10 protein-coding genes are annotated in these 12,972 nt (G+C 72.1%); 1 reads left to right on the top strand and 9 read right to left on the bottom strand.

Features of this window, described 5'->3' with window-relative positions; translation table 11 throughout:
• The 9 genes from OO47_RS38015 to OO47_RS22980 all read right to left on the bottom strand — a co-directional run.
• On the bottom strand, positions 1 to 204 hold a 204-nt coding region (locus OO47_RS38015; protein ID WP_234323271.1), incomplete at its 3' end, for a hypothetical protein.
• Between the two features lie 6 nt (positions 205 to 210).
• Complete coding sequence (locus OO47_RS23025; RefSeq protein ID WP_030218510.1) at positions 211 to 402, bottom strand: hypothetical protein; 192 nt, start codon at positions 400 to 402, stop codon at positions 211 to 213.
• Positions 403 to 1,003: 601 nt separating this feature from the next.
• Positions 1,004 to 1,615, bottom strand: a complete 612-nt coding sequence (locus OO47_RS34070; RefSeq protein WP_051716219.1) for a hypothetical protein — start codon at positions 1,613 to 1,615, stop codon at positions 1,004 to 1,006.
• A gap of 55 nt (positions 1,616 to 1,670) precedes the next feature.
• Complete coding sequence (locus OO47_RS23010) at positions 1,671 to 2,240, bottom strand: GNAT family N-acetyltransferase (RefSeq protein ID WP_030218516.1); 570 nt, start codon at positions 2,238 to 2,240, stop codon at positions 1,671 to 1,673.
• A complete protein-coding gene (locus OO47_RS23005; protein WP_030218517.1) occupies positions 2,218 to 4,455 on the bottom strand; it encodes an MMPL family transporter in 2,238 nt (745 codons plus the stop codon). The genes OO47_RS23010 and OO47_RS23005 overlap by 23 nt, the downstream gene beginning before the upstream one ends.
• Positions 4,456 to 4,731: 276 nt before the next feature.
• Positions 4,732 to 6,822: a phosphocholine-specific phospholipase C gene (locus OO47_RS23000; protein ID WP_030218518.1), complete on the bottom strand. Its 2,091-nt coding sequence runs from the start codon at positions 6,820 to 6,822 to the stop codon at positions 4,732 to 4,734.
• A gap of 504 nt (positions 6,823 to 7,326) precedes the next feature.
• Positions 7,327 to 7,887, bottom strand: a complete 561-nt coding sequence (locus OO47_RS36960; RefSeq protein WP_158708688.1) for a hypothetical protein — start codon at positions 7,885 to 7,887, stop codon at positions 7,327 to 7,329.
• A gap of 5 nt (positions 7,888 to 7,892) precedes the next feature.
• Positions 7,893 to 10,160, bottom strand: coding sequence for a DUF6571 family protein (locus OO47_RS22985; RefSeq protein ID WP_030218522.1), 2,268 nt, complete (start codon positions 10,158 to 10,160; stop codon positions 7,893 to 7,895).
• A gap of 42 nt (positions 10,161 to 10,202) precedes the next feature.
• Positions 10,203 to 10,634: a hypothetical protein gene (locus OO47_RS22980; RefSeq protein ID WP_030218525.1), complete on the bottom strand. Its 432-nt coding sequence runs from the start codon at positions 10,632 to 10,634 to the stop codon at positions 10,203 to 10,205.
• Between the two features lie 323 nt (positions 10,635 to 10,957).
• Here OO47_RS22980 and OO47_RS22975 point away from each other — a divergent pair, with 323 nt between their 5' ends.
• Positions 10,958 to 12,967: a protein kinase domain-containing protein gene (locus tag OO47_RS22975; RefSeq protein WP_030218529.1), complete on the top strand. Its 2,010-nt coding sequence runs from the start codon at positions 10,958 to 10,960 to the stop codon at positions 12,965 to 12,967.
• Positions 12,968 to 12,972 lie beyond the last annotated feature (5 nt).

The following is a 12,972-nucleotide window of genomic DNA, read 5'->3' as shown; positions in this document are numbered from 1 at the left end:
GGCGGTACGGGGGGCGGGGGCCGTGCCGGGGCGGGACACCGCGCGGAGGCCGTGCGCCGCGTGGAGGACGGCTTCCGTACGGAGGTCGAGCGTCGTACGAGGGTTGGGCCCCGTACGGAGGTCGGGTCCTGCAGGGCGGTCGGGCGTCGTACGGAGGTCGGGCCCCGTACGGAGGTCGGACCCCGTACGGGGGTCGGATGCCATGCGGGGTCACGCGGCCCGGGCGAAGCGGCCGGGGCCGTCGTCGTCCACCGGCCCCTCCGCGTCCTGGCTCCCGCTCCGGCGGCCGGAGCGGCGCGCTTCCCGGCCGGCGGACGCGGCGGCCTCGCGGGACAGGCGCCGGGCGGCGGCCTCGCGAACGAGCTGGGCGTGGTTCATGCGGTCGATCTCGTACTCGAACATCACGTACTCCCTGGGTGACCCGGTGTCGGCGTCGCCTTTCGCGACGTCTCCACGGTCGTCTCCCAGGGCCCCCGGCCGCATCGGGCGAGTGCCTTATGTTCGGGGCGCGGGGGGCCTTAGGGAGCCCGGCGCGACGGGGCGGGCACAGCGGCTGACGGGGTCGCCGTTCGGGAAGACGAGTTGCTCGCGGCCGACGAGGACGGTTTCGCCGGCCGTCAGCCGGAGGTGGTGGACGGCATGCGCCCGGGCCGCGGCGCCCGTGCCCCGCTCGGCTCCTCCGAGCAGGAGCAGCCGGTCGGCGTCGATCGCGAGGCCGGAGGGGTCCGGGACCGGCGGGGCGCGGACGCGGGGCGTCCCGCCGGGGCCCGCTTCGATGAGGAGGCACCCGGTCGGTACACGGCGTGGACGGTGGACGAGCGGGAGACGTCGAGGGCGTTCGGGTCCACGGCCACTCCGCGGAGGGTCCGCTCCAGGATCCCGCCCCCGTCGTCGATCACGGCGAGGGCGTCGAAGGGCAGGTCGGCGGGTGCCGGTACGTCCCGGCCCGGCCGCCCGGGCCGGTCGTCGTGACCGGCCGGGGAAGGCCGCGCTCGGGGCGGGCTCAGGAGCCGGCGGTCGGGAGGGAGAGGAACAGGTCGAAGTAGGTGCCGGCCGACAGGAGCAGGCCCAGGCCGCCCAGGACGGCGCCGGCGACGGCGACCGCGCGGACCCAGGAGGGGTGCCGGGGCAGGACGAGCACGGCGACGGCGACGATCAGGGCGATCAGGGCGAAGACGCCGTTCACCAGGGCGGTGCTGTGCCAGGCGTCGCCGTAGATCTCGCTGATCTGCTGGGTGGGGGTGCCGGAGCCGGAGGTCTTGATCTGCCCGACGAGCGTCTCGCGCTCGGAGACGACCTTGCCCGCCCAGGTGCCGGTGAGCGCGACGGCGCCGAGGGCGGCGGAGACGACGGCGGCGGCTCCGGCGCCGACGCCGGAACCGGAGTCGGCGCCGGGACCGGAGTCGGAGTCGGCGCCCGAGTCGGAGTCGGCGCCGGAACCGGAGTCGGAGTCGGCGCCCGAGTCGGTGTCCTCGCCGACGGGGGCGGCCTCCTCCGCGTCGCGATCCGCGTCGAGGGTGTCCGCGGGGTCCCCAGCGGTCGTGGCCTCCGCCGCCCCGCCGTGCTTCTCGTCCCGCTCGGCGGGCCCGGTCTTCCCGGTCGTCCTGATGTCCATGCGGCGCACGCTAGGGGGCCCGTATGAGAGCGGCCTTAACGCGACCGCCCCCGGGCTACTCCCCCGTCCGCCCCTTCCTCGCCGCGCGCCACTCCGGCGCCAGGACCGCCCAGAGTTCCGTGTCCGTGCGCACGCCCCGGTGCGGGTAGTTCTCGCGCAGGACGCCCTCCTTCGTCATCCCGAGGCGGCGGGCGACGGCGATGCTGGCGTCGTTCTTCGTGGAGGCGTACCACTCGACGCGGTGGATGCCGCGTTCCTCGACCGCCCAGTCGATGATCACCCGGCAGGCCCGGGTGACCAGGCCCTTCCCGGCCGCGGACGGTTCCAGCCAGCAGCCCGCCTCGGCGGTGCCGTGCTCCACGTCCATGGTCCGGAACATGACGCCGCCGACGAGGGTGCTCCCGGTCCAGATGCCGAAGATCCGGCCCGCGTCGTTCGCGGCCTTCTCGGCGTACGCGCGGAGGAAGGAGCGGGCGGAGTCCAGGTCCGTGACGATGTCCGGGAGGCCGATGTGCCGTCCGACGTACTCCCGTCCCCGGTCCATGTGGGCCAGGAACTCCCCGGCCCGCCAGGGCTCCAGGGGCCGCAGCTCGGCGCCGTCGTCACCCAGCGATATCGCGAACATCCTCGTTCTCCTCCGCGGTCGGTACCGTCACGCGCTGTGCGGGGATCTTCGCACGCGCGTCGGCGGTGGCCCGGCACTCCGGCGGTTCGATGCTGATGCGGGGCAGCAGGCGGTCGAGCCACTTCGGCAGCCACCAGTTCGCGCCGCCGAGGAGGTGCATGAGCGCGGGGACCAGGAGGGTGCGCAGGACGAAGGCGTCGAGGGCGACGGCGGCCGCGAGCGCGATGCCGAACATCGCGACGACCCGGTCGCCGGAGAGCACGAACGCCAGGAAGACGGAGATCATGATGACGGCGGCGGAGTTGATCACCCGGCTGGTCTCCGCGAGGCCGACCCGGACCGCCCGCCGGTTGTCGCCGGTCTCCAGCCACTCCTCGTACATCCGGCTGACCAGGAAGACCTGGTAGTCCATGGAGAGTCCGAAGAGGACGGAGACCATGATCACGGGGAGGAAGGGTTCGATCGGCCCGGCGCTGCCGAGGCCGAGGAGTTCGCTGCCCCAGCCCCACTGGAAGACCGCCACGACGACGCCGAAGGCGCCGGCGACGGCCATGACGTTCATGGCGGCGGCCTTGAGCGGGATGCCGATCGAGCGGAAGGCGAGCAGGAGCAGCAGGCAGCCGAGGGCGACGACGACGCCGACGAAGAGCGGCAGCTTGCCGACGATGATCTCGGCGAAGTCGTCGTACGAGGCGGTGACGCCGCCCACGTTCACGTCGAGGGAGGTGCCCGCCTCGGCCCTCGGCAGCACGTTCTGGCGCAGCCGGTCGACCAGCTCGCTGGTGGCCTTCGACTGCGGCGAGGAGTCGGGGACGACGGTGAGGACGGCGGTGTCGCCGGAGCCGTTGTACGTGACCGGGGAGACGGCCGCGACGCCCTTGGTCGCGGAGAGCGCGGCCGGGAGCCGGCCCAGGGCGACCCGGTCGTCGGCGCCGTCGAGTCCGGCGACGAGGGTGAGGGGGCCGTTGACGCCGGGTCCGAAGCCCTCGGCGAGCAGGTCGTAGGCCTTGCGCGTGGTCGCGGTGGCCGGGCCGTTGCCCTGGTCGGAGGTGCCGAGGTGGAGCGAGAGGGTGGGCAGCGCGAGGACCGCCATGACGACGGCGGCGACGGCCCCGAGGAGCTTGGGGTGCCGCTCGACGAAGGCGGACCAGCGGGCGGCGAAGCCGGTGGGCAGCTCGGGCTGCGGCCCGTGCTCGGCGAGGGTGCGGCGCTCGCGCCGGGACAGGGCGCGCATGCCGATCAGGGAGAGCAGCGCGGGGAGGAGGGTGACGGAGGCGGCGACCGTGAGGACGACGGTGAGGGAGGCGGCGACGGCGACGCCGTTGAGGAAGCTCAGCCGCAGGATCAGCATGCCGAGCAGGGCGATGCAGACGGTGGCCCCGGCGAAGACGACGGCGCGGCCGGTGGTGGCGACGGCGGTCTCGGCGGCCTCGGCGACGGAGAGGCCGCGTTTGAGGCCCCTGCGGTGCCGGGTGACGATGAAGAGCGCGTAGTCGATGCCGACGCCGAGGCCCACGAGCATGCCGAGCATCGGGGCGAAGTCCGCGACCGTCATCACGTGCCCGAGGAGCACGATCCCGGAGTAGGCGATGCCGACGCTGACGAGGGCGGTGGCGATGGGGAGCGCGGAAGCGGCGAGGGAGCCGAAGGCGAGGAAGAGGACGACGGCGGCGACGGCGACGCCGACGGCCTCCGCGACGTGTCCGCCGGGGGCCTCGGTGAGGGCGACGACGGTGCCGCCCAGCTCGACCTGGAGGTCGTCGGTCGCGGCGGCCCTGGCGGTGTCGACGACGGCCTTCGCCTGCCCCTCGGGGATGTCGTCGGCCTGTTCGGCGAAGGTGACGGTGGCGTAGGCGGTGCGTCCGTCCTCGCTGATCCGGCCCGGCGCGTCCCCGTAGGGGGAGGCCACGGCGGCGACGCCGGGCAGTTCGGCGACCTCGCGGAGCACGCCGGTCATGCGCTCCTGGACGGCGTCGGCGCGGACGCTGCCGCGCTCGGTGTGCCAGACGACGGTGTCGCCGTCGCCGCCGAGGCCGTGGAAGCCCCGTTCGAGGAGGGCGGTGGCGCGGCCGGACTCGGTGCCGGGGACCTCGTAGTCGTTGGAGTACGCGTTCCCCGCGAGGACCGCCCCGGTGCCGGCCCCGCCGAGGGCGAGGAGCCAGAGGAGGACGGCGACGAGGCGGTGCCTGATGCACCACCGGGCGATGGCTGCCAAAGGACGTGCTCCCTGGGTGGTTCGTGGATCTTTCCCGGGAACGGCCCGATAAAGAACGCATGACCTACGTGCGCCCACTCTCGCAGCCAAACGTGATCGTTTGCCCGTTTCGTGTCGATGGTCACATGGGTGTGGTTCACCGGGGCGCGGGCCGGGCGCGGAGCGTCCGGCCCGCGCCCGGGCTCCCCCTCCGCGCCCCGGCTCCCCCTCCACACCCCGGCTCCCCCTCCACGCCCGGCCCCCTCCGGGCTCAGCCTCCGGGCTCAGGCTCCGGGCTCAGCCGGAGACGCTGGCGCGTCCGTTCTCGATGTGGCCCATGAGCCGGCGGCGGAAGCCTCCGGGGGCGGTCACCTCGACGTCGTACCAGCCGTGCGCGTCGGCGGCGGAGTGGACGACGGTGCGGGTCCTCCCCGGCTTCACGGTGACGGTGCGGGTCCAGTCCGCGAGGTCGTCCTCGTCCACGTACCCCAGCGGCCGGACGGTGAAGGAGACGGGGGCGCGGCCGGTGTTCCGCACGGTGAGGTGCAGGTCGCGGTCGTGGTGGTCGATCCGGGTGGCCAGCTCGGCGCCGCCCGTCGCGGGGCCCTCGAACTCGCGCCGGAAGCCGTTGGGGCCGGTGATCGTGAAGCGGTAGCGGTCGCCGGGTACGGGGACGGTCCACTCCCCCGCACCCCTGACGTCCCGGTGCTGCGGGACGTCGAACTCGCCCGCGTACGGGTAGAGGGCGAAGTGCGCGCTCGCCTTCCCCCGGTTGCTCAGCGCGACCGTGACGGCGCCGGCGCGGACGGTGGCGGCGGCGTCCGGCCGGTAGGGCAGGGGGCGGGCGGGGCGGATGCCGGGCTCCTGGACGGGCATCCGCTGCACGGCCGGGGGCCGGGGGCGCCAGCGGCCGGTGAACGGCGGGACCGGCCCCGGCTGCTCGACCTCGGGCTGCCGGCGTCCCCGGTGGAAGTCGAAGGCGGAGGTGAGGTCGCCGGTGACGGTCCGGCGCCAGGGGGTGATGTTGGGCTCGCGGACGCCGGTCAGCTTCTCCAGGAAGCGGATCACGGAGGTGTGGTCGAAGGTCTCGGAGCAGACGTAGCCGCCGACCGACCAGGGGGAGACGACGAGCAGCGGGACGCGGATGCCGAGACCGGTGGGCTGCCCCTGCCAGCGCTCGTCCGTGTCGCCGGCGGGCGGGACGGGCGGCGGGACGTGGTCGAAGAAGCCGTCGTTCTCGTCGTAGTTGATCAGTACGACGGTGTGGCGCCAGACCTCCGGGTGGGAGCCGAGGGCGTCGAGCACCTTGTAGACGAGGGTGGCGGAGGCGATCGGGGAGGAGGAGCCGGGGTGCTCGGAGTCGATCGCGGAGGGCACGAGGTACGAGACCTCGGGCAGGGTCCCGGCGGCGACGTCGGCGCGGAAGGCGTCGGCGAGGGTGCCGCTCTCGACGCGGCGCAGCCCGCGTTCGAAGAGGGAGCGCTCGGCCTTCGTGAGGTCCGCGACGCCCTCTTCGAGCAGGCCGAGGAGCCGGGTCCGCTCGGCGGGGTCCTTCGTGCCGCGCACGGCGGCGTAGAAGGACTCCATGAAGGTGTGGCCGCCGGTGCGGGCGAGCGCCTTGCGGGCGATCTTCTTGAAGGTGGTGAAGAACTCGATGTTGTTGTCGGTGAAGTTCTCCCACTCGGTGTACGTCTTCCAGCTCCGCCCGGCGGCTTCGAGGCGCTCGGCGTAGGTGGGCCAGCCGTAGCCGGGGTGGGTGGCCTCGGCGTACGCGGCGTTGGTGACGGCCCGGCTGCCGTCGGCCTCGTGGCCGGTCCAGCCGGACCAGAGGTGGTTGCGGTTGGGGCTCGTGGAGGTGTGGATCGACGAGTGGTAGGCGTCGCAGACGGTGAAGGTGTCGGCCAGCTCGTAGTGCAGGGGGATGTCGCGCCGGTCGTAGTACGCCATGGTGGCGGCGGTCTTGGCCGAGACCCAGCCGTCCATCCAGCCGCCGCGCCAGGCCTTGGCGCCGCCGCCCCAGGAGTGGTCGAGGTCGCCGATGTACTGGAGGTCCTTCTTCTGCGTCTCGGCGGCGTCCCGGATCGGGAAGGGGAGGACGGTCCGGTCGGCGCCGGCGGGCTGTTCGAAGACCGGGCGGCCGGAGGGGAGCTCAATGGCATTGCGGTCGCCGAATCCGCGGACGCCGCGGAGGGTGCCGAAGTAGTGGTCGAAGGAACGGTTCTCCTGCATCAGGATGACCACGTGCCGGACCGCCGACAACCCTCCGGAGTGGGGCTCCGCGGCCATCGCGGCCTGCAACGACGGCGGCAGCAGCGATCCGGCCGCGGCGGCGCCGAGGGCGCCTCCGCCCAGTGCGAGGAGCCTTCTGCGGGACATCTCGGACGACAAGACCGACCTCCAGTCGACGGCCAATGGTTCTCCTTCGAGCCATTGGGTGGTTCGTCGGGGACGGTAGTGAGACGGGGTGACGGGCGGAAGGCCCGGGGCGGGCCGGGCGGTGAACGTCCAACACCCGGTCACGGGAGTCCAAGCTGGGAAGGCCCCGCGCGGCGGCGGGTGCACGGACCTGGGGGCGCCCCCGGTCCCGTACGGGCGCGCCCCGGAACGCTCACCGGGTGACTCCGCCCGGACCTCTGGCCAGAAGACGGCCGGCCGTCACGACCGACGACCACGGCCTTGGCTTTCCGGCCTGATCCGGCATCGCCCTCCCGGGGCGCGCACCACGGTCGCCGAGTCCGCGAGCAACGGCGTGAACGCCTCGGCCGCCGGGTCGACCGGGAGCAGTTCCTTGTCCAGCCCCGCCCTCCCGCTCGCCACCACCAGGTCCGGGGCCACGCCCACCACGTGCCCGCAGACGATCCCGTACGCCCTGCAGTTCGACCGGCTCGCACATCACCTTTCGGGACACTTCAGCTCGCGCTGGGCGTAGGCCATGAACTCCTTCAAGAGCTCCGGCACCGCACTCTGCGCCTTCTCCGATTCGACCTTCCCGAAAGTTTCAATGTACAGGGCGATGTACTTCCCTGGATCGGACAGGGACTTAGACGGCTCGCAGACGAAGTGTGTGGCGGCACCAACATCCCAGATGATTCCCCCCTTACCCACATCAAGAGGGCGAGGGCTACGCTGGTCCCATGAGGACCACTCGATCGACCGCTCGAATTCCCAAACCGTGGCGTTCACCATGAACCGAGTGATCCCGTCGACATCGACGCTGCAGGTCTCCGAGTCCATGTTTTCATTCAGCTCGAAATCCCCGTCACTGACGGTGACCTTCTCCCCGGCAGGCAGAAAGGGAGCTACCTCGCTACCGGAGAAGGCACCCCAGCAGACACGTGGAGGAAGTTCCGGAACCGCCTTCGGCCCCTCCTTCGTACAACCTGCCAGAAGCACCGGTGCCACCACGCTGAGCACTACGGCCCGGGCCGCATTTCCGAGTTGAAGAGCACCCATCACCCTCACCCCTTTCCACTGGAAATAAGGTCACGCCCGACGGAATGAGCCGTCCCGGCTCTGACGGATGCAATGCCCTGATATTCCTCGATCTGCTCGGGGGTGAGGCCGGTTCCCCGTGCGGCCGCGATGACTGCGGAGGCGGCTGCAGTCTTCGCCGCCTTCTCGGAGGTCGTGTAATCCCGAGCCACTTCATGACGCGCTTCTTCGGACTTGTCCTGCTTGGCGTTTTCCACAACGGATTCGGTGACGTCCTCCTTGATCCAGGTGAAAACGTCACCCGCCAGGGGAACCATGTCGATGTATTTGCCGCCGACCATGTCGATGACGCGGTTGACCCATTTCGCGTTCTCCTCCGTGCCCTTGTTGTACTCCTCCGCCTCATGGGCCTTGGCCTCGTGGACGGCCTGGGCCCTCGCCTCCGTCATGATTCCTGCGATCTCGCCTCCGGGATGGACGGCGTTCTCCAGTGCGTCCCCGGGGTCGCCGTGCCTCTCGGGGTGCTGGAAGACATCGGCCACCAGCATGGTCGTGTACGCCTGCTGGGCGCTGGTGATCGCGCCGTAGGCGTCGGGGTCCTGGCCGACCGCACCCAGGAAGAAGGCCATGTCGTTCTTCTTGAACTCCGCCATCTCTCCGAAGGGCATGGCCTGGTCCGCGCCGTTCTCCGCAGCGGCCTGAAGGTCCGGCATGTACTCCGCCGCCATGTTGCCGAGGTTCGGGGCGATGCCGACGAGTGGGCCGTCTTCGACGGCGAGTGCCGGTGAGGTGCCGATCTTCTCGACGACCTTCTCCATGACGCTCGCCATGGCCTCGGTGTGCTCCACGGCCTTCGCGTCGTCGTCGCCCGGGACGCGGCCGGTGACCGCCGCCTCCAGGGCGTTGCCCATGGCCGACTGGCCGGGGGTCGGCTCGCCGCCGGGGACCGTGTCGTAGTAGTCGTCCGTGGGCTTCTTGTCGAGCATGTGGTCCACGACGCTCTTCGCGTCCTTGCCCGTGAGCTCCTCGTCGGCGAGGGTGACGATGCCGTCCTTGTTCGTGTCCGAGCGGAGGTTCTCGTCGAAGAAGGCCGTCGAGGCGGCCGGGTTGTTGGCCATCGCCTCCATGAGGCCGGTGAGGGGGTTGAAGCCCTTGCCGCCGGTCTCGTCGAGGTTGACGCGCTGGTCCATGTTCATGGGCAGGGCGTGGGACCAGCGGCCCGGGTCCTCGCGGTCCATGGCGACCATGTCCCGGCCGACGGAGAGCAGGAAGTCCTTGTCGTACGCGCCCTCCCGGAGGAGACCGCTCAGGGCCTGGTAGCCGTAGATCTGCGAGAAGCCGACGCCCTGGACGTCGAGCGGCTTGCGGCCGGCCCTCATGAGTCCTTCGGTCCACACGGCGTCGAGGTGGTTCGGGGTGGACCGCTGGGTGGCCAGGCCGAGCATGGCGCCCATGTCGGACTGGATGTTGCGGACCATGTCGACGCGGTCCTGGCCGGCCGGGCCGAGGGACGTGGAGTTCAGCGACATCTCCGCGAAGGCGTCGAGCGTGGCTGCGGGGCCCACCCAGCGGTAGAAGCCGGTCGCGAACTCGGGGTCGTTCCGGTTGTCGTCCAGAAGTTCCTCCAGCTCCTTCAGCGCGGCGACGTTCCGCGCCGTACCGCCCTCGCCGGTGACCTTCTTCAACAACTCCGCCGCCCGGGCGACCTGCTCCTCGTCGAGGCTCTTGTAGGTGGGTGCGGTGAAGTCGTGGGCGTCCTTCACGTTCGCCGCGAGCGCCCGCCTCAGCGAGTCGTCGGCGTCGGCGCAGTCCTCGACGATCCGGTCGATCCTCACCTGCCAGGAGGCCACGGCCTCCTGCTGCTTCCGCACGTCGGCGGCGTAGTCCGGGTAGTCCGGGTCGTGGCGCGCCGCCACGTCCTTCGTCAGGTCGCGCTCGGGCCTGACCCTGCCGTTCGCGTCGACGCGCACGCCGGCCGCCGGGCCCTCCTCGTCCCTGATCCTGACGAGCGAGTCCCGGGCCGCCGTGAACGAGGCGTGCGCGTCGGCGAGCAGCAGGTGGATGCCCTTCGCCTGTGCCTCGGCGTCCTCGAACTCCTTGGCCGTCTTGGCGATGAAGGGCCGGGTGACGTCGGAGTTGACGCCCTGCCACTGCGCCTTGTCGGTCTTGGCCTTCATGCCGTCGCGGGCGTCGGTGGCGAGCTTCTTCAGCTTCGCGGCCATCTCCGACCAGTCGTCCGCGGCCTGCTTCAGCTTGACGACGGGTGCGTTGACGACGTCCTCGAATGTCAGCACGGTGGTTCTTTCCCCCCGGAATCCTCTACTTGAAGTACTCGTCTACTTGAAGTACTCGTCGATCTTGGACGTGGAGAGCAGCCGGCCCCCGATGTCCGCGTCGTCCTTGGCGTGAGTGGACTTGGTGTAGTCGAGGTGGTTGGAGATCCGGGCGCAGGCGTCCAGGAGCGTCCGCAGCTGGCTGTTCCAGCGGTCGTGCACCTTCAGCAGCTCCGACCCGCTGGTGAAGTTGCCGTTCGTGAGGGCGATCGACGCGTCGAAGGTCGACGGCCGGGCGTGGTCGCCGTCCCGGGAGAGCCGGCCGTACAGGAGGTACGCCTCGTGGCCGATCGCGCCGAGGTCGTCCCGGTTCACCACGAGGTCGCCGGAACCCGCGCCCGCGCCGCCGTTTCCGTCGAGTCCGTTCAGCCGCATCTGCGACGACTGCCGCTCCACGGCGTCGCTCTTGAGCTTCTCCCACTCGCCCCAGGACATGACTCCCCCCTCTTTCGACCGGGTCGGCATTCTATGCGGCGCACGTCGGGCGGTTCACAGAAGCGACGGCCGCTTTCCCGCCGCCACCGCTCGGTTCCGGCCACGTCCGGCTCGCCCGTTTCCTTTCCGTACGGGCCCAGGGGCCGTCCGACCGGGCGGCAGGAGAGGGCTGGGAGAGCGGCTCGGCCACGCATCTGCGAACGGTCGGGGACGTCGTCGCGGGTGCGGGATCCGCCATTTTCGGACGGTGCTTCTCCGGTTGACCACGGAGGCGGCAGGACGGCAAGCTGACTTCCTGTCATTCACTGTGCCCTGGGGGAGATTTGAGCAAGTCGGCACACCACATCGGCCCCGATTCCGCACCCGACCGGTACCGGCTCCTGCGGTCCATCGGGCGGGGCGGCGAGGCCGTGCTCTACCTCGCCGAGATCGAGCTGGCGGGGGGCGTGGAGCCGGTCGTCGTCAAGGTCCTCGACTCGAAGACGACGATCACGCCCGAGATCTTCGAGCGGATCAGCCAGAAGTGGAACGAGCAGGCCGAGCTGCTCCGCTTCGTGCACCGTCCCGGCGTCGTCGGCGTGCGGGAGCACTTCCAGGGGCCGCCGATCCACCGGCCCGGCGAGTCCGGGACCATCACCGGCCGGGCCCTGGTGCTGGTCATGAACCACGTCGACGGCCTCGACCTGCGCGACTGGCGGGCCGAGCGCACCCTCACGTCCCCCGCCGAACGGCGCGAGGTGATGCGGACCCTGGAACAGCTCGCGGACGTCCTCGACTGGCTGCACTCCGGGAAGGCCACCCCCTCCGGGCGCACGGTCGTCCACGGCGACCTCTCGCCCGGCAACGTCATGGTGGACGAGTACGGGCAGGCGACCCTCGTCGACTTCGGCCTCAGCAAGCTGACCGCCGACCACCAGACCGCCGAGGTGTGGTTCACCCCCGGCTACGCGGCCCCCGAGGTCTTCGAGGGCAAACGCACCCCGGCCACCGACCGCTACGCCTTCGGCGCCATCGCCTACTTCCTGCTCAGCGGCCAGTCCCCGCCGACCGCGCCCGAGCAGCTGGTCTCCGCGTTCCGCGAGCTGCCGCAGATCGCCGGGCTGCCGGAGGAACAGCGCGACCGGGTCCTGAGCATCGCCTCGGCCGACGCCGGGCGGCGCCCGGTCTCCCTGTCGTCCTGGGTGAAGGACGTACGGCACGGGGTGGTGTCCACGACGACGACCTCGCGCCCGGCGACGGTCGCGGACGCGGTTCCGCCGGCTCCCGCCGCCCCGCCGGTCCCGACCGCGCCGCCCACCGCGCCGCCCACCGCGCCGCCGCGGCCCGCGACCCCGCCGCCGAGCGCGGCCGCCGCGGCGGCGCCGGAGGACCGGCCGCCCACGACGCCCCCGGCGCCCGTCGCGTCACCGCCCCCGGTCGTGACCCCGCGGCCGGTGGTCGCGCCGCCCGTCGCCGCTCCGGCGACGCCCGTCACCCCGCAGCACGCCGCGTACCAGCCCTCCGCCGAGCCGTTCGCCGCCGCCGCGCACGGTGTCGGGGATCCCGGCTTCGGCGGCCCCGGTTCGGGCCCCGGCTTCGGTCCGCCGACGCCTCCCCCCTCGTCCGGCCCGGCCACCGCCCCCACCCCGGCCCCCGAGCCGCGCCGCCGTCGCAAGGGCCCGCTGATCGGCGCCGTGGTCGGTGTCCTCGTGGTCGCCGCCCTCGCGGTGGCCGGCGTCCGGTTCCTCGGCGACAAGAAGGACGACGGCGGGAGCGACAAGGCCGGCCCGGCCGCCGTGACCACCACGACCCCGGCCCCGGAGACGACGGAGCCCGCCCCCGGCGCCACCACCGAGGAGCCGACCGGGGAACCCGCGCCGGAGGAGCCGACCGACACGGCCTCCGCCGATCCGGCTTCCTCGGGGAGCCCGGCGAACAGCGACCCCGGCGCCGTGGACGGCAGCGACGAGGTGGACCTGACCGGCTTCTCCCCCATCGACGGCCTCGACGAGTTCACCGTGGAGTCCGCGACGCTCAACGCCCGGGACTACGGATCGGCCTTCGTGACCGGCTGCTCGTCCGAGTCGACCATGGAGTTCAACCTGAGCCGGAAGTGGGAGACCCTGCAGTTCACCGCCGGCATCGCCGACGACTCCCCGACCGAACAGGCCCGCGTCCACATCTCCGTGGACGACCAGCCCGCCCTCTTCTCCGAGGCCGTGAAGCTCGGCAAGCCCGTGGCGGCGAGCCTCTCGGTCAAGGGCGCGCTGCGGCTGCGGATCCGGGTGGAGGACACCTGCACCTTCTCGCAGAAGGCGTACGTGGTCATCGCCGCCCCGCTCCTCAAGCGGTAGCGGGA

The organism is Streptomyces bikiniensis (assembly GCF_000716625.1).
GTDB classification, from domain to species: domain Bacteria; phylum Actinomycetota; class Actinomycetes; order Streptomycetales; family Streptomycetaceae; genus Streptomyces; species Streptomyces bikiniensis.
This window is presented reverse-complemented; position numbering and strand designations above follow the sequence as displayed.